Annotated in this window: 20 protein-coding genes; 9 read left to right on the forward strand and 11 right to left on the reverse strand. The window is 31.6% G+C overall.

Features of this window, described 5'->3' with window-relative positions; translation table 11 throughout:
• Positions 1-232: 232 nt before the first annotated feature.
• A complete protein-coding gene (locus EOV51_RS03155; RefSeq protein ID WP_128149777.1) occupies positions 233-1,030 on the forward strand; it encodes a hypothetical protein in 798 nt (265 codons plus the stop codon).
• A gap of 71 nt (positions 1,031-1,101) precedes the next feature.
• On the opposite strand, the gene EOV51_RS03160 is transcribed toward EOV51_RS03155, so the two are convergent.
• The 5 genes from EOV51_RS03160 to yidD all read right to left on the reverse strand — a co-directional run bounded on the left by EOV51_RS03160 (position 1,102) and on the right by yidD (position 4,676).
• The gene (locus EOV51_RS03160; RefSeq protein ID WP_128149779.1) at positions 1,102-1,485 is read right to left on the reverse strand and encodes a Fur family transcriptional regulator; all 384 of its coding nucleotides are present in this window, start codon (positions 1,483-1,485) and stop codon (positions 1,102-1,104) included.
• A 175-nt stretch (positions 1,486-1,660) separates the two neighbouring features.
• Positions 1,661-2,353, reverse strand: coding sequence for a hypothetical protein (locus EOV51_RS03165; protein WP_228427702.1), 693 nt, complete (start codon positions 2,351-2,353; stop codon positions 1,661-1,663).
• Positions 2,354-2,527: 174 nt separating this feature from the next.
• Positions 2,528-3,574: a glutaminyl-peptide cyclotransferase gene (locus EOV51_RS03170; protein WP_128149781.1), complete on the reverse strand. Its 1,047-nt coding sequence runs from the start codon at positions 3,572-3,574 to the stop codon at positions 2,528-2,530.
• Positions 3,574-4,431, reverse strand: a complete 858-nt coding sequence (gene lgt, locus EOV51_RS03175; protein WP_128149783.1) for a prolipoprotein diacylglyceryl transferase — start codon at positions 4,429-4,431, stop codon at positions 3,574-3,576. The genes EOV51_RS03170 and lgt overlap by 1 nt, the downstream gene beginning before the upstream one ends.
• On the reverse strand, positions 4,428-4,676 hold the full coding sequence (gene yidD, locus EOV51_RS03180; protein ID WP_128149785.1) for a membrane protein insertion efficiency factor YidD: 249 nt from the start codon (positions 4,674-4,676) through the stop codon (positions 4,428-4,430). The genes lgt and yidD overlap by 4 nt, the downstream gene beginning before the upstream one ends.
• 176 nt (positions 4,677-4,852) lie before the next feature.
• On the opposite strand from yidD, the gene EOV51_RS03185 reads away from it, so the two are divergent.
• Genes EOV51_RS03185 through EOV51_RS03195 form a run of 3 tightly spaced genes read left to right on the forward strand, consistent with a single transcriptional unit; the run spans position 4,853 to position 6,906 of the window.
• Entirely contained in the window at positions 4,853-6,106 is a 1,254-nt protein-coding gene (locus EOV51_RS03185) for a peptidase U32 family protein (RefSeq protein ID WP_128149787.1), read from the forward strand.
• Complete coding sequence (locus EOV51_RS03190) at positions 6,106-6,336, forward strand: ferredoxin (protein WP_128149789.1); 231 nt, start codon at positions 6,106-6,108, stop codon at positions 6,334-6,336. The genes EOV51_RS03185 and EOV51_RS03190 overlap by 1 nt, the downstream gene beginning before the upstream one ends.
• Positions 6,337-6,906 (forward strand): 5-formyltetrahydrofolate cyclo-ligase, encoded by a 570-nt coding sequence (locus EOV51_RS03195; RefSeq protein WP_128149791.1) that lies wholly within the window; start codon positions 6,337-6,339, stop codon positions 6,904-6,906.
• Here EOV51_RS03195 and EOV51_RS03200 read toward each other — a convergent pair.
• Both EOV51_RS03200 and EOV51_RS03205 read right to left on the reverse strand, forming a co-directional pair.
• Positions 6,876-7,439, reverse strand: a complete 564-nt coding sequence (locus EOV51_RS03200; RefSeq protein ID WP_128149793.1) for a hypothetical protein — start codon at positions 7,437-7,439, stop codon at positions 6,876-6,878. The genes EOV51_RS03195 and EOV51_RS03200 overlap by 31 nt on opposite strands.
• Complete coding sequence (locus EOV51_RS03205; RefSeq protein WP_128149795.1) at positions 7,429-8,523, reverse strand: hypothetical protein; 1,095 nt, start codon at positions 8,521-8,523, stop codon at positions 7,429-7,431. Before EOV51_RS03205 ends, EOV51_RS03200 begins: the two co-directional genes overlap by 11 nt.
• Positions 8,524-8,686: 163 nt before the next feature.
• Between EOV51_RS03205 and EOV51_RS14615 the strand changes: the two genes are divergently transcribed.
• Together EOV51_RS14615 and EOV51_RS03215 are read left to right on the forward strand one after the other, a co-directional pair.
• Positions 8,687-8,932, forward strand: coding sequence for a hypothetical protein (locus EOV51_RS14615; RefSeq protein WP_164875238.1), 246 nt, complete (start codon positions 8,687-8,689; stop codon positions 8,930-8,932).
• A 281-nt stretch (positions 8,933-9,213) separates the two neighbouring features.
• The gene (locus EOV51_RS03215; protein WP_128149799.1) at positions 9,214-9,597 is read left to right on the forward strand and encodes a hypothetical protein; all 384 of its coding nucleotides are present in this window, start codon (positions 9,214-9,216) and stop codon (positions 9,595-9,597) included.
• Between the two features lie 93 nt (positions 9,598-9,690).
• Here EOV51_RS03215 and EOV51_RS03220 read toward each other — a convergent pair whose 3' ends face one another.
• Together EOV51_RS03220 and prfB are read right to left on the reverse strand one after the other, a co-directional pair.
• A complete protein-coding gene (locus EOV51_RS03220; RefSeq protein WP_128149801.1) occupies positions 9,691-10,620 on the reverse strand; it encodes an SPFH domain-containing protein in 930 nt (309 codons plus the stop codon).
• Between the two features lie 26 nt (positions 10,621-10,646).
• Entirely contained in the window at positions 10,647-11,768 is a 1,122-nt protein-coding gene (gene prfB / locus EOV51_RS03225; RefSeq protein WP_128149803.1) for a peptide chain release factor 2, read from the reverse strand.
• A gap of 227 nt (positions 11,769-11,995) precedes the next feature.
• Between prfB and arsC the strand changes: the two genes are divergently transcribed.
• Positions 11,996-12,337, forward strand: coding sequence for an arsenate reductase (glutaredoxin) (gene arsC, locus EOV51_RS03230; protein WP_128149805.1), 342 nt, complete (start codon positions 11,996-11,998; stop codon positions 12,335-12,337).
• 9 nt (positions 12,338-12,346) lie between these two features.
• Positions 12,347-12,868: a mechanosensitive ion channel domain-containing protein gene (locus tag EOV51_RS03235; RefSeq protein WP_128149807.1), complete on the forward strand. Its 522-nt coding sequence runs from the start codon at positions 12,347-12,349 to the stop codon at positions 12,866-12,868.
• A 61-nt stretch (positions 12,869-12,929) separates the two neighbouring features.
• Here the strand turns inward: EOV51_RS03235 and sucC are convergent, their stop codons facing one another.
• A complete protein-coding gene (gene sucC, locus EOV51_RS03240) occupies positions 12,930-14,123 on the reverse strand; it encodes an ADP-forming succinate--CoA ligase subunit beta (RefSeq protein ID WP_128149809.1) in 1,194 nt (397 codons plus the stop codon).
• A gap of 327 nt (positions 14,124-14,450) precedes the next feature.
• Here sucC and EOV51_RS03245 point away from each other — a divergent pair, with 327 nt between their 5' ends.
• Positions 14,451-15,782: a lipase family protein gene (locus tag EOV51_RS03245; RefSeq protein WP_128149811.1), complete on the forward strand. Its 1,332-nt coding sequence runs from the start codon at positions 14,451-14,453 to the stop codon at positions 15,780-15,782.
• An 87-nt stretch (positions 15,783-15,869) separates the two neighbouring features.
• Here the strand turns inward: EOV51_RS03245 and EOV51_RS03250 are convergent, their stop codons facing one another.
• A complete protein-coding gene (locus EOV51_RS03250; protein ID WP_128149813.1) occupies positions 15,870-17,837 on the reverse strand; it encodes a S9 family peptidase in 1,968 nt (655 codons plus the stop codon).
• Between the last annotated feature and the right edge of the window lie 99 nt (positions 17,838-17,936).

Genomic DNA, 17,936 nt, shown 5'->3' on the forward strand with positions numbered 1-17,936 from the left:
ATTCAAATATTTAACTATTTTTGCTTTATAAAAGCATAAATATTCATTAATTTTAAGAAAGAAATAATTTCACTATTCTTGCATAAATTTTAAAGCTTACTCAATTATACTTACAAAAAAAATATATAATTAATAAATACAGTAACATTATCATTTATTAATAAGATATATATCAATTGAATTTTAAATAGAGAAATAAAAAATATATATTTTAACTTTTAATAATTTTATAATGAAACAAAAAATTTTTGTACTCTCAGCTCTCTTGTTTACAAGCTTATCTTTTAGTCAAATTGGCATAAACAATCAAAGCCCTAATGCTACACTTGATATTAGCGCCATAAAATCAGATGGTAGCACAGCTGAAGGTATAATAGCCCCTAGGCTGACCGGAGATCAAATTAAAGCAGCTAACCCTAAATATGGGATAAATCAAACAGGTGCTATTATATATGCTACTTCAGGAATTTCCGCAGCAGATCCAACCGATAAAACAACTAATATTACTACAGCTGGATATTATTTCTTTAACGGCTCAACTTGGGAATTGTTAAACCCTCAAACAACAGATTCTGATGCTACTCGTTTTTTAGGTGGAACTGTTTATGTTAAATTTAATTCTATTTCCGGAGGAACACTAACTAGCACTAAAGTTATAGGTGGAGCATCAGGTACCAGCTATACGGTGGGAGGCTCTACCCAACTATCATCCAAAGGTGGTATAAATTCATTAATTGGTAATGGATTCACTATATCTAACCCATCTAACGGTGTGTTCGATATTAAATTAGATACACCCATGACTGAAATATACGGTATTTCACTTAATATTGTTGATGCATATGGCCCAACAAGCGGTAGTGTGAATCCAGGTCAATCTCCTGATCCTAATACTCCGGGAATAAAACTAAAAACTAATGATAATTGCCAGGTAGCATATCTATCAAATAATCTTTTCAGATTAAAAACTGGTGATGATGCAGGTACTTTAGCGAACAGACCTTTTACTTTTTTAATAATCGGAAACTAGACTAGAAGATTTGCATTACAAATTTTAATAGAAAAGAGCGATATATCTCGCTCTTTTTTTTATAATATATGTTATTCAGAATTACAGGCCGGACATATACCTATAACTGTAAAATTTATATCTGAAATCTGATAACCATTTGGTAATTCAAAAGAGGCCTGAACACCTTCCAAACATGTTAACGTATGACATTTTTCACAACTAAAATGCAAATGGTTATGTTGATGAGCCTTTTTACAGTTTTTACATTTTGCATATTTAATTACTCTATCAATGTCAATTACTTTATGCACTAACCCTTCGTTAATTAATCGATCCAGGACTCTATATACTGTTGCACGATCACAAGTATCACCTAAAAAATTCTGTATTTCCGTTCCAGACAATGCTTTTAACGAAGTTTGTAACAATGTTAATATTTCTACTTTTGCTTTAGTATTTCTTATCTGTTTCATTTATCTTAGTAATCAACTTAAAAGTAAAAATTTATAAATATCTAATAAGAGTATCAATTTTAGTTTTACTAATATAATTAAATATCTTGCATATTTTACAAAAAGAGGAAAGTAATAAAAATTACTTTCCTCAAAATTAAAACAAATAATATAATTTACTTTGCTCTGAAAATATTTATTTAGAAGCAATTATATATTTTAACACTAATTCATCATTTCCTATAAATGAAGTTTGATAATCTTCTCTATTCCAATCTACTCTTTCAATCGATTTTTTAACATTTGTTACAAGTTTTCTCATTACATATTTTACGTTTTTAGCACCTTCAGCATTATCACTACCTAATGTGAAATAAGACAACACACCGGTTGTTTCATACTTACCACTTACAGCAGTTCCATCGGCATAGTTTAATTCTCTTGGTTGAAAAACAGCTCCAGTACCAGTTGCTGAATTAGAATTAAGTACAAAATTTCCTCCTATTATAAAAGCTTTGTAACTATCTGCTATGGTTTTATTAGCAATATAGTTTTGTTGTACTTCAGCACCGTTCTGATTCCATGATTTTAATTCTACTTTATAAATAGCCCCAGGTTTTAATTTAACAGGATTTCCCGATATTGCATCTCCCTTAGAATTAAATTGAATTGTTGTTTTGTCTCCTTCAGTTGATCCTGCTATACCATGAAAATGATCTCCATGTGCATATAAACCTTCACCACTGACTTCTGTAAAAACCAATTCACTTTTCTGTATTCTATCAGTATCAATAAATTCATCATCATTGCTACAAGAAATAAGTGATATTGTAATAACACACAGTACAATTAATCTCAATAATAAATTTTCCTTCAGTTTATTTTTCATTTCTTTTAATATTTTATAGTTAATTTATGCTGACAAATATAAATATTTTTTTTATTAATGCAATTATGTCGCAATAAATTATTTAAAAAATTAATCTTTTTTGTATTATCCTTAATTAAGAAAGCCTGAATATTTTCATATTCAGGCTTTCTTAATTAAGACTATTAAAACTGTTTATTTTATATTAAATTCTACTTTATAAATTTTTGACCAAAGTTTTCCGGTAATCAGAAATGTATTTCCTTCAACATGAGCAATTCCATTTAACACAGCTTCACTATTGGTTTTATTTTGTTTTACTAATTCTGAAAAATCAGCTTTAGCAACCACTGAACCTGTTGCTGGATTTATAACTAAAATAATGGGTGCATCAAAAACATTTGCATATATATACCCATTGGCATACTCTAATTCATTAAGATAGGTGTAAATAGTATCATATCCTGCTGCGGTAACTGTCTTTTTTAAATTGAAATCCGAATCAAAAAATTTAAGATTTGAAGAACTATCAGAAATTACTATTTCTTTTCCCATTGTTGTAGCTCCCCAACCTTCTATAATACTACCCGGATAAGTAAATTGATTAGTTAGTTTAAAATCACTTTCATCAAAAACTAAACATGTTCTTTCCCTCCATGTTAACAGATACAACTTTTTATTAAGGACGGCGAAACCTTCTGCAAAAAATTTGGAATCTATATCAACCGACTGTGTATATGTAGTTGAACCCAACGGATATCTCACCAATTTAGATTTACCATATTGTCCTGAACTTTCTGTTATAACTCCATTTTGGTATGTGAAACCTTGTGTAAATAATTCAGGATTATGTGGATATTCTCCAACAATTTTGTAAGTCAACTCTTTTTCTTTTTCTTTAGAATAAACACTAAAGGTAGCATCAATAAGTTTTTGATGTTTACCATTATAATTTAAGGTAAGAACTAAATAGTTAGTTCCGATTTGAGCATTTGTAGAATCTAATGTAATCTCTTTAAGATCAGAATACAACTTGTCATTTAATTTTATTGTATAAGAATTTATAGTCGCATCCGAGGAAGTAAACTCTAATGGGAGTTTATCTCCAATATGTAACCCCATCGTGTCAAGCTGCTCAAAATTAGTACTGACACTGATATCTGAATCATTTTTACAGCTTGTAACCCATGTAATAAATAACAAGGATAACAAAAACAGCTTGTATTTTATAAAAAATTTCATTATTGTTTGTTTTTAGGAATGTAAATTCTATTTTTTGCTGTAGCTAATATTATAAATCCGGCAATAATGAAAGGAACACTTAACCACTGACCTGTATTAAGACCTAACCAATTGATATATTCTTCTCCTTGTGGCTCTTTGAAAAATTCAACCATAAAACGTATACCGAAAAGAATTATTAAAAAGAAACCGAAAATCCAACCAAGATATTTCTTTTTATCCGTTTTAAAATATATAAATAAAAGCATTATAAATAATATCAGATAACCAAAAGCCTCATACAGTTGGGCGGGATGACGAGGAACAACTCCTCCATACTCTCCGGTGTCTTGTTGAACAAATAGAACCGCCCAAGGAAGATCAGATGGTTTACCTAAAATTTCTGAGTTAAAAAAATTACCAAATCGTATAAACATCCCACCAATGGCAACAGGAATAACAATTCTATCAAGAATCCATAAAAAATTTCTCTTGAGATATTTTCTGGTAAATAAATAAAGAGAAATTAATATCCCTATAGCGGCACCATGACTTGCAAGGCCTGAAAATCCAGTAAATTCAAAATTAGGCTGTGTCCTTATAGGTAAAAACACAGCTAAGGGATCCTGTACAAATAATTCTTTTTGATAAAATAAAACATGACCAAGTCTGGCACCTAAAATGACTGCTACAAACATGTAAAGAAACAACGGATCCAGTAATTTTTTATCTTCATGGTCTGTTTTAAATATTAAATCCATAAGATAAAACCCTAATCCGAAAGCGATGACGTACATCAGGCTATAATATCTAAGAGTAAAACTACCTATGTGAATCCCCAAACTAGGATCCCATATAATTTCTAAAATCTGATTCATTTATTTATTATATTCTTTTTTGGTGGAACCGGATCATAGCCACAACCTCCCCATGGATGACATCGAAAAATTCTTTTTCCTCCCAACCATAAACCTTTTATTAGTCCATGCGTTTTAAGTGCTTCCAACATGTAGCTAGAGCATGTAGGCGTATATCGGCAATTTTTACCCAGCCATGGAGAAATAGCTAACTGATAAAATCGTATCAGCAGTATAAAGGGAAATATAGCTATTTTCTTTACCATACATTATTTAGCTTACAAATATACAGTTTTCTCTACGATGCCATAATGAGTTAATAAATTTTTAACAGAATAAAGATTTGACCAATTAAGAAAATCATATTAAAGGATTTAAATACTAAATGACAAATATCAGTTGGTATATGTTATATTTTGTATTTTTGCGCCAAATTTGAAGAATGACAAAAAGCGGAAAAATTGAGCTAATGGCTCCTGCGGGTAATTTCGAATCTATGCAAGCTGCTTTGGATAATGGTGCTGATTCAATATATTTTGGAGTAGAGCAATTAAATATGAGAGCCCGCTCATCGGTTAACTTTACTCTTGACGATCTGGAAGAAGTATCTAAACGCTGCCAGGCCAAAGGCGTAAGAACTTATCTTACCCTCAATACCATTATATATGATCATGATTTATCTATCATAAAAACTGTTTTAGACAGAGCAAAATCAGCAGGAATAACAGCTGTTATAGCGATGGATCAGGCTGTTATAGCTTATGCCCGACAAATTGATATGGAAGTTCATATATCAACTCAAATTAACATTACTAATATTGAAACTGTAAAATTTTATTCCCTTTTTGCAGACACTATGGTATTAAGTAGAGAATTAAGCTTGAGCCAGGTAAAAAAAATAACTTCACAGATTGAGAAAGAACAAATTAAAGGTCCTTCGGGAAATTTAATTGAAATAGAAATATTCGGGCACGGAGCCTTATGTATGGCAGTATCCGGCAAATGTTATTTAAGCCTGCATTCACATAATTCTTCTGCAAACCGAGGAGCTTGCAAACAAAACTGTAGAAAAAAATATACTGTTATTGATCAGGAATCTGGTTTTGAAATTGAGATAGACAATGAATATATGATGTCTCCAAAAGATTTATGCACACTCGACTTTCTTGATCAGGTCGTAGATTCCGGTATTAAAGTTCTTAAAATTGAAGGACGTGGAAGAGCTCCTGAATATGTTGCTGAAGTAACCCGTTGTTATCGTGAAGCAATAAACTCTGTTGCAGACAACACTTTTACCAAAGATAAAATCAATGTTTGGATGAAAAGGCTTGAAACAGTATATAACAGAGGATTCTGGAGCGGATATTATCTGGGGCAGAAACTTGGAGAATGGTCTGACAATCCAGGTTCTAATGCAACACAAAAAAAAGTGTATGTTGGAAAAGGGAGACATTATTATCCAAAAACACAAATTGGTGAATTTGAAATAGAGGCTTACGGCTTGGCTATAGGAGATAAAATCTTGATTCAAGGCCCTACCACGGGATCTCAGGAAGCAGAAGTAGCTTCCATGATGGTTGATGATTTACCGGCTCAGGAAGCTAAGAAAGGAGATATTCTTACCCTTCCTATAGGTTTTAAAGTACGCCCATCAGATAAATTATACAAGGTTGTTAAAACAGAATATTCAAATTAATGGTTATCATTACTCTTCAAAGAGATAAATGTATTGGATGCAATTATTGCGCAGAATTTGATCCCGAACACTTCCGCATGTCCAAAAAAGATGGAAAATCGGTACTTTTACGCTCACAGGAGAAAAAAGGTTTTTTTACTATTAAAAATCCTGACGATTCTATTTTTGATTCTTCTGATAAAGCGGCTAAAGCATGCCCTGTAAAAATAATTTCCGTAAAAAAAATCTAGATGACCAAATTACAGGCCCGGAACTACTTTACAAATCTTAGAAAAAAAATATCTGAAGATGAAATTAATGAAAAATCAGAAAAAATATTTAATCAATGGCTCGTTTCAGGATTGAATTATTTTCAAAGTTTTCATATTTTTCTTTCGATCATTGAAAAAAAAGAAATTAATACTTCTTTTTTTGTACAATACTTATGGCTAAATAACAAAAATGTATACTGTTCTAAAACTAAAAAAAATCAATTAGAACATTTTAAACTCACTTCTGACACTTCGTTGAAAATAAGTAAATGGGGTATTCCTGAACCTTATAATGAAAACCCTATAAATCTTAATACGATAGATTGTGTTTTTGTACCTCTATTAGCTTACGATACTTCTGGAAATCGAATTGGTTATGGAAAAGGATATTACGATAAATTCCTATCATCGCATCCGAATGCAACAAAAATAGGATTATCATTTTTCAATCCAGTAAGCAAGATTGAAGATTTAGAAGTTACTGATATACCTTTAGATTATATTATCACTCCGGAATTTTACTCTGCTTTTCCTATTGAAGAAAAATAAAATTTAAATTCTGCCTTAAATTTTTCAGGATTTTTTTTCAAAATATAATCTGCTTGCTGTTCCTGTGTTGAAAAATATTTTTTATTTCTATCGTAATAATGGGCTTTAAATTGAACTTTTCCAATAGAATCGTTGAGAATAGCAGTATCTGAAAGCATTTGTTTATTTAGCTCAACTTTGACATATTTAACTTTAAGGGAATCTAGCGTATTTACAATTTGAGCAACATAAAGTGTATCACCTTTAGGAAAGTACCCTTGTAGCTGTGAAAGAAGGAGTGTATCAATATCTTTATTAGATTTATTTTCAGCTGCAAGAATTGCTAAGTCATAGACTTCCTGTAATTTTTGCTCGGTTATGTGAGCAATTACCTGGGTAGAATCCATTTTTCCGGACGTATAATAATTCTCATTTTTATATCCTTTTATTTTATCCGGATCTTTTTCTCCTTCGTAATACTTCCCTTTATTGCAAGCCATAAAAAAAAGTACGAGCATAACGCTAATACACTGAATAATATATTTAATTTTCATTTTTCTGGATTTTAAACTTAATTAAATTGATTTTATTTTTATTATTGACCTGACTGGTAATTAATACATAATTTTTAAGAGAAGTAGTAGGAGTTGTCATAAAATCAATATACTTTTTTTTGTCTAATACTTCAACTCCGAATAATTCACTATCATATACTTGGTATATTAAAGCATCATCAGATATTAACTTATTCAATTCTTCTTTTCTTTGTTTGATTAATTGCGCTTTCTGTTTTTCGTCCGTACTATTTACAGCGGTTGAATAATAATAGAGCATGATAGCATAATCATCGGGTCTCAATTTAAAATTCTTATGATTATCTTCTCCTTTTTCTCTGATTTCTTTTAAACCTACTACAAAAGTTTCTTTTTTATACATTGGTGAACTTACAATCATCTTTAGTGTATCTGACGATGACCGATAGGAGAAGCATCCATTATTAATAGTATAAAACTCAGGTGATACCCCCTGTTTCTGAATAACTATCTCCAATCGAGACTTTATCAGGGAGCCTCTATCTGTATCATAAAAACAAAAATCGTAGGTATTTTTATTTTCAAAATATTTAGCTATTCCAAAAATTAAACCTAAAATCAAAATTGCTGATAAAACAATCAAACTTATCTTTTTATAATTTGATTTTCTAACTGCCGGCAACTTTGATTTATTTGTATCTTCGAAAGGTTTGTTATAATCGATAGATACTGATTCTTCCGAGTTTGGATTAATATCGACCTCTTTTTCTTCAGATCCTCCCCCAATGACATCATTGTTTAGAGCTATATACGGGTGATGATTTTCTGTAAATTCTGCCCAACCTCTTCTATAACCACAGTACTGAGACAAAAGATTAAGCATATCAATTCTTGGAAGTTTTTCAAAAGAAGATTTGAAATAGGTATAAAACCATTTCTCACTTACATTTCCTCGAACTTTCTGACGAAGATGTTCCTGAAAATATATAATATCTAAACCTTTCCACTTAGAAATATCAGGATTTGAGGAAGGGAAGTCCTGTAAAAAAGTCTCCGTAACCTCCTTTTTAAGCTGTTTAAACAGTATTTCTTCCTGATCTGTCATTTGTAAATTAATTATAACCCACTGAATACCAGTATATATTTTTTGTAAAATAACTTTTCTTGATTTACAAGAGTGTTACAACACAATAAATGTTTTAACCGGATTATCTCTTCTATATTTGCAGTGTAAACTTATAACAAAAATATTAAAAATTAAAAAACACATGAAAAAAACAATTTTAAACATCGCTGCTATCGTTGCTATAGCTACTACTTCTTTCATCGCTTGTGACAAAAAAGCTACAGATGCTGCTCCTGCTGCTGATTCAACTGCTGTTGCTGGTGATTCTGCTGCTGCTCCTGCTGAAGTTGCTCCTGCTGCTGACTCAACTGCTGTTAAAGCTGATTCTGCACACGCTGATGCTGCTAAAGCTGAAGCTGCTCCTGCAAAAGCTGAAGAAACTAAATAATTATTGTTTAAAGTTAAACAAAATTTACTTAAAGGTTACACCTCAGAGTGTAACCTTTAATTCTAACTCACTACTGAACTACCTAATTTAACTCCTTATTTCAAAGTGTAAAATTGTTATAATAAGCACTTCAACGAAACTAACTTTATTGTAAAACTCATCCATAGTCTTATACTATTTTAGACATTCATTATTTTTATATAAAAATGATGATTATTCTAGTACTTATATTGAAATTAATTTAAACAAACATAAAAATATTAATTTAAAAATTTATAATTATGAAAAAAACTATTTTAAACATCGCCGCTATCGCTGTTATCGCTACAACATCTTTCATCGCTTGTGACAAAAAAAATGCTACAGATGCTTCAGCTCAAGCTGATTCTGCTACAACAGCCATCGACTCAACTGCTGGTGCTGCTGATCAAAAAATCGGAACTGCTTCTGATTCAGCTGAATCTAAAATAAAAAGCACTACAAATGAAGCTGTTAGCGATTTAAAAGAAACTGCAGGTGAAGTTAAAGAAACTGCAAAAGAAGCTGCTCATGAAATTAAAGAAGGAAGCAAAGAAGCTGCAACTAATATTAAAGATGCTGCAAAAGGTGCTGCTAATGAAGTAAAAGAAGCTGCAAAAGGAGCTAAAGACGCTTTAAAAAAATAAGTAGGTTACCTAACATTAACTGAATTAAAATAAAAAGAGGAAGTACTTAATACTTCCTCTTTTTATTTTTACTATAATTTATTATTACCAAGACTATTTAGCCTCGTTTGATTGTTCTCCTACATGCTGAGAAGCTGCAAAAGAAGTAATCATATTAGTTAACATATCACTTGCAGCACTCGGATTATTCGGCAATAATATAAGATTTGAACGAGAACTGGCTCCTATAGAATTAAGAGTATCGTAATGTTGTGTAACTACAATAAGAGAAGACGCTTCCTGTGAATTTATATTTACTCCATTTAAAACCTTAACGGATTCTTCCAGTCCTCTGGCAATTTCTCTTCTCTGATCAGCAATACCTTTACCTTGTAACTGTTTACTCTCAGCTTCTGCTCTGGCCTTAGCCACTATTTTTATACGCTCTGCTTCTGCTTCATATTCAGCTGCAATTTTTTCTCTTTCCGCTGAATTAATACGATTCATTGCTTGTTTAACCTGTTCATCAGGATCTATATCTGTCACCAAAGCTTTTATTATGCTGTAGCCGTAACTCTGCATAGCTTCCTGAATCTCACTTTTAACGGCAATTGCTATATCATCTTTTCTTTCAAAAACATCATCTAAACGCAATTTGGGAACTTCAGCACGTACTACATCAAAGACATATGAAGTTATTTGAGCATAAGGATTTTGTAGTTTATAAAAAGCATCATAAACCGCCGTTTGCACTACCTGATACTGAACTGAAACTTTAAGTTTAACAAATACATCATCTTTAGTTTTAGTTTCTATCATCACATCCAATTGCTGTATTTTAAGGTTTACCTTTCCAGATATACTATCTATAATCGGTATTTTAAAATTAAAACCCGCCTGTCGAATTGAATGAAATTTACCAAATCGTTCAACGACAGCAGTAGTCTGCTGTTTCACAATAAAAAAAGCTCCTAATATTGTGAATATAAAAATTAAGAAAAATAATACTAGTACAATTGAAACTAATCCCCCAAAGATTTCCATAAGCTATTTATTTATATTAATATTTTTTATTCTGTTACTTTTTGCCCCATCAACATTAAATAGGATTTTAAAAATTCATCTATATTACCATTCATTACTGAATCTACATCTGAGGTTTCTGCCCCTGTACGTACATCTTTAACTAAACGGTACGGTTGCATCACATAGTTTCTGATCTGGCTTCCCCACTCAATCTTCATTTTTCCAGCCTCAATCTCATCTCTTTTAGCATTTCTCTTTTCCAACTCTATTTCAAACAAACGAGATTTAAGTAATTGCATGGCCTTTTCTTTATTTTGTAACTGTGATCTACTTTCTGTATTCTCAATTATAATCTCTCTATCCTCTCCTGTTATTTCATCTTTATATTTATATCGTAAACGCACTCCCGTCTCTACTTTATTAACATTTTGACCTCCGGCACCACTAGATCGGAAAGTATCCCAAGATATATCAGATTGGTTAATTTGTATATCAATTGAATCATCTACTAATGGATAAACATAAACTGAGGCAAAAGATGTGTGTCTTTTTGCATTTGAATCAAAAGGTGAAATACGCACCAATCTGTGAACTCCATTTTCACCTTTCAAATATCCGAAAGCATAATCTCCATCAATTTCCAGAGTCACTGTTTTGATTCCTGCAACATCTCCTTCCTGATAATTGAGCTCCCTTACTTTAAATTTATGTTTATCTGCCCACATAATATACATACGCATTAACATACTTGCCCAATCGCAACTCTCAGTTCCTCCGGCGCCCGCAGTTATTTGCAAGACTCCGCTTAAATCATCTCCTTCAGCTGAAAGCATATTTTTAAATTCCACATCTTCTAAAAGCTTACTTACTGCCTGATATTGACTTTCAACTTCTTCTTCTTCAACATCACCGGATTTGTAAAAATCAAATAAAACGGTTAAATCTTCATATTTTGTTTTAATATCCTGATATTCTTCCACCCATTTTTTCTTTCCTCTAAGTTGTTTTAAAATAACTTCAGCCTGCTTGGGATCATTCCAAAAAGCAGGGTCGGCAGACTTTTCTTCTTCATTTTGAATTTCAACAAGTTTCTTTTCTATTTCCAGATATTCATATAAATCATTTAGCCTGGATTGAATTTCTTTTAAATTTTCCTGAGTAATCATATTATTGCAAAAATACAATGTAAAATACAAAAAAATACTATACTCGTAACTATCCGGATGCATATTTTTTATACAATAGTATTAAATTCATCTTTATTATAGTCAGAGTATTATATCTTGTTATATTTTAAGTAAAAACTCCGGATATTAATTTGATCATAAATTACTAAATATTTGCCTGTGTAAAATAAATAACCAATTTTGTAACTTTGGATCAAAATATGTTTATGATTACTATATACCATAATCCCAGATGCAGTAAAAGCAGGGAGGCTTTGGATTTTTTAAGTGAAAAGTTTAAAGAGATTCACATAATTAATTATATGCAAACCGGAATAAATGTTGACACATTAAAAGAACTGGTGAATTTACTACAAATTCAACCGATGGCTTTAGTTAGAACAAACGAATCTCTGTGGAATGAACAGTTTAAAGACATGCATTTAGAGGAAATTGAACTTTTGGAAATTTTATCAAAGAACCCACAATTAATTCAACGACCTGTTATTATCAATGGTAATAAAGCTGTCATCGGAAGGCCTAAAGAAAATATAAATCAAATATTATAATTGTATTAAATGGAATTTATTGAAAAATTTTTTCACGATTATCATCTTCAAATCATAAGCACTTTAGCGGCATGTGTCGCTACCCCTTTATTAAAAATCATTATAAGGAAAATTATTTACCGCTATGGGGTTAATTCTCAAATCAACGATTTACGTACAAAGATTGTAATAAAATACGTTAATATTTTAATTAACATATTATTCTCTGTATTTCTTATTACAATATGGGGTGTCACTCCTCAATGGATATTTGCCTCATTCGCTTCTGTATTTGCTATTGTTGGAGTTGCATTTTTTGCTCAATGGTCGTTGTTGAGTAATGTTACAGCTGGATTAATCATATATTTTACTGTTCCTTTTAGAATTGGTGACACGATAAAAATTCTTGATAAAGATAATCCTATTGAAGCTGTAGTTGAAGATATAAAGGCTTTTTATATAAATCTGAGAACCGTTGAGGGGGAATTTATTACTATACCCAATAGTCTTATATTGCAAAAGGTTATATCTATTGTAAATCGTGTAGATTGAGTTAAAAAAAGCCGGAATTAATTAATTCCGGCTGATATATTTAAAAAAATTGAAATTAAATTTACGATAATGATTCTTTCACAGCATTGGCTGCATCTTCTAGAGTTATTGCAGACAATACTTTCAGTCCACTGTCATCAATCATTTTCTTAGCTATTTCAGCATTGGTTCCTTGTAAACGTACTATGATAGGTACTTTTATAAAGTCCCCCATATTTTTATATGCGTCTAAGATTCCCTGAGCTACCCGGTCACATCGAACAATTCCGCCAAAGATATTTACTAGTATAGCTTTTACTGCATCATCTTTTAATATGATTCTGAAAGCTTTTTCTACTCTCTCAGCATCTGCGGTTCCTCCGACATCCAAGAAATTTGCAGGATTTCCTCCAGATAACTTAATGATATCCATTGTAGCCATTGCTAATCCTGCTCCATTTACCATACAACCTACATTCCCATCTAACTTAACAAAGTTAAGACCTGCTTCACCGGCTTCCACTTCAGTAGGATCTTCTTCTCTAACATCTCTCAATGCTAGGTAATCCTGATGACGAAATAATGCATTATTATCTATGGTTACTTTAGCATCTACTGCTGCAATTTTATTATCAGATGTTTTTAATACAGGATTGATTTCAAACAAAGTAGCATCACTTTCAATATACGCTTTATAAAGAGAAGTAACAAACCGAACCATATCTTTGAATGCATCTCCTGTAACTCCTAAGTTAAATGCTATTTTTCTTGCCTGAAAACTTTGCAGTCCTACTGCAGGATCTATTTCTTCAGTGAAAATTCTTTCCGGAGTTTTTTCTGCCACGGCTTCAATATCCATTCCTCCTTCTGTAGAATAAATAATCATATTTTTACCTTTGGCTCTGTCTAATAAAACAGACATATAAAATTCTTCAACCTCAGACTCTCCCGGATAATACATATCTTCAGCAATAAAAACCTGATGTACTTTTTTCCCTTCTTTTGATGTTTGGGGAGTTATAAGGTTCATCCCGATAATTTCAGACGATTTTTCTTTAACCTCATCCAGTGTTTTAGCTAGTTTTACTCCACCGCCTTTTCCTCTTCCACCTGCATGTATTTGAGCTTTAACCACCCACCAGTTTGTTCCGGTTTTATCGGTCATTTCTTTTGCTGCATTAACAGCTTCATCGGGTGTAGTTGCTACGATTCCTCTTTGAACTCTTACTCCGAATGATGAAAGTATTTCTTTTCCTTGATATTCATGTAAATTCATGGTATGATATTTTTTTGCGGTTTACACTAATATTATTTTAATAAACGTAAAGTTGACAAATATACTGATTTTTGTCAGATGTATATAAATTTATTGTTCTGCTTACAACCGCTTATTTGATTATTTATCAGCTAATAATCAGGATTGATTTTTACATTTTGTAAAATATAATATCTAAATTAATGATTATTTACCTTAATATACAAATTAACAGGTACTTAATTTAAAAAGTATATAAAAAAACCAATTAATTAATTCTTAATATATAAATATAAAATAAATATTTTACCTTTGAAATAAAAAATTCAATTTAAAATACTAATTTTTATGAAAAAATTTACATTATTTGCCTTTATTTGTATATTATCGACTTTTACTTCTTGTACGGATGATGATATTTACATCCATACATCTCAACAAAATATTAAAAGCATAAACAGACTGTCTTATGATGATCTTTCACAAATGGAGCTATTTTTTAAAAGTTCAATCTCAGCTTACAACAGTATTCCGGGGATTAATTTAGATTTCAGCAATTTTAATTTAGCTAAACAAAAAGAAACTTTAACTAATAAGGGACTGCATTTGGATAGTTTATACGTAAGTGTATACAAAATTAATTATAAGGAACAACATCCGGGCCGAAAGGGTACTTTTATAAATAATTCCGGGATTTTACTCCTACCTAGTAAAAGCATTCTTTCCGATGGAAAAAGCTGTAAGCTGGTTATCATTGCTCCGGGAGCATACACAGGTAAGAATGAAGCTGCTTCAGCAATTTATCAGGATAAAGAATTATTAAACAACCAGGTATTTGAAAACAAGCTTACCAACTTTTTTAATAATCTTTTAGCCGTAGAAGGTTTTGCTGTATTAATTCCGGATTACCCAGGGTTTGGAGACTCTTATGGTGAATGCTCTATTCCTGTCCTAGAAGCACAGCCTATGGCTAATTCCCTTATTAATTTAACTAAAACAGCTCAACGAGTAATTTCTAAACTTAATTACAGCCAAAAGAACGGCGTCATTCTTTCCGGATATTCATTAGGAGGGTATACCAGTGGATTAGCCGGCAAAAAAAATGAAACAGATAGAAATGAATTAAACGTTGATTTACTTCTAGTTGGTGGTGCTTTAACTTCATTACCTTATCTTGCTGATGAAGTAAAAAAAGATCATCAAACTATGGAGCATTTAATTTTCCCTTGGGCTGTCATGGCTTATCAACATAATGGATATCCTAATCTAAAACTGGATAATGTAATTCTTAAAGATCAGCAACCAAATATAAACGAATATCTTTTATCCGGTAAATATTCTGCATTGGATATTATTACCAATAATTTATTTCCTGTTAACAGCTCAGATTTTTATACTTCTGAATTCAGATCTTCCGAAAGCAGTAATTCTGATTATGCCTACTTAAAACAGATACTTACTGAAAATAGTTTTAGCCCATGGAAGAATAAAACGAAATTTCAAATGATTCATGCAATAAATGACCATACTGCATACTATGAACCAGCTAAGAGATTCGCAGATGAAACCAATCAAATGGGAGGAAATGTTACTTTTGAAACTACTATAGGTGCACATAGTGAGGGTGCCCTGTTTTTTTATCAGAGACTTTTAGAAAATTCTATAGAATTAAATAAATAAATGCTTCCACATTTTTAAATAAATACAAAGGCATACTCCGATGGAGTATGCCTTTGTATTTATTTTCAGAATTTATATTAGAAATTTTTAAAGAGTTTCTTTTAACCATTTAAAAAACTCTTTTTGCCAGATAATTCCGTTTTGTGGCTGTTGAACCCAATGACTTTCTTCAGGAAAGAATAGCAACCTGCTCTTTATACCTTTTAACTGAGCTACCTGAAAAGCTTCCAAACCCTGAGTATAAGGTACTCTATAATCCCTTCCTCCATGAATCACTAATATTGGAGTATCCCACTTTTCTACTAATTTTATCGGATTAAATTCTTTATAAGCTTTTGGCTGTGGATTATTCCAATAGGAACCTCCGAGATCATAATTCGGGAAGAAAACTTCTTCAGTAGTTCCATACATAGATTCTAAATCAAATACGCCGCAATGAGCAATAAACGTTTTAAATCTTTTGTTATGTATACCCGCCAGATAATACACTGAATATCCTCCATAACTTGCCCCTACTGCTCCTAGCCTGTTTTTATCGACATACGATTCTTTTGAAATTTCGTCTATTGCTGATAGATAATCACGCATAGGCTGACCACCCCAATCTCCTGAGATTTCTTCATTCCATTTTACACCAAAGGAAGGTAAACCTCTACGGTTAGGAGCTACAATTATATAATTGTTTGCAGCCATAATCTGAAAATTCCATCGGAAACTATAAAACTGGGAAACTGTACTTTGAGGACCTCCCTGACAATACAATAATGTTGGATATTTCTTGTTTTTGTCGAAATTTGGCGGAAATATTACCCATACCAGCATTTTTTTTCCATCCGTTGTATCGACCCATCTTTCTTCAACCCTTCCCATCGCTATTTTGCTATAAGCTTCATCGTTAACACTTGTTAGCTTGGTCTGCTCTCCTGTCTTTATATGAACTTTGTATACTTCTGAGGCATGGTTCATATCCTCTCTTCCTCCCACCAGGTAATCACCACACTGAAAAATGCTTGTGAAATCGTGTTGCCCCTTAGTTATCTGACGGATTTTTTTAGTTTTTACATCTAACTCATAATACTGTTCTGTAGCATTTATTCCTGCGATGAAATATATATAATTTCCCAGCTTACCCCAAATGTAACTTCCAACTGTATTATCCCATCCGGACGTAAGGTTTTCTGTTTTCTTTGTTTTTAAACTGTATATTTTAATATCATTTTTATCAGCTTCGTATCCATCGGTCTTCATAGAAAGCCATGATATATATTGCCCATCGGGACTAAATGTTGGATTAACATCATATCCTTGATTATCCGAAGTTATGTTTATTGTTTTTTGTGTAGATACTTCATACAAGTAAATGTCTGTATTTGTAGAAATAGCATCTGCGGTTCCGAACATTTTTTTTGACTGATACACCAGATACTTTCCATCAGGAGAAAACGAATAATTTTCGGAATTAAACATTTCATCTTTGTTGATATCTGTAAGTGATTTTGTTGATGAGCCAATTAATATGTGTTCAAAATTCCCATCTTTCCAACTATCCCAATGACGATACATCAAATGATCATATACTTTCGCATCCGATTTTTCTAATTCGGGATACATATCAGCTCCAGACACTTTTTCTAATTTTACTGGCATGGAAACAGCCATCTGTTTAGAATCTTCAGACAAAACCAACCCTGCAAGCTTTTCATTTTCTTCATTAATCTTTACAGACTCTCCGTTTATAAGGTTATAGGAGAAAACTGCATCTCCGGAAGAATAATATAAAATATTATCCCCTTTGAAGAATAAAGCCTTTTCTTTTTCAGGCGTTTGAGTAATCTGCTTAACTTTACCCTCCAAAGTTACTCTGTATAAATCACGGGAACTATTATTATCCTTAATATTATAATATTGAACACCGTAAATGATATCTCCTTTTTCGTTTACTGCATCAACTGATACCCTTCCTAAACTCCAAAGCATTTCAGGAGTTAAATTTTGTTTTTGAGCCATAGAAAAAATTCCTAATAAAACAGCCGCTAACAGACTAATTTTTTTCATTAATACTTCACTTATTTTAAATTCAAATTTACATTATTTCCAGTATTATACCTTCACTTACATAGAGATTTAAAATTTTAATAATTTCCTACTTTAATA

It is taken from the genome of Apibacter raozihei, from assembly GCF_004014855.1.
Lineage (GTDB): Bacteria > Bacteroidota > Bacteroidia > Flavobacteriales > Weeksellaceae > Apibacter > Apibacter raozihei.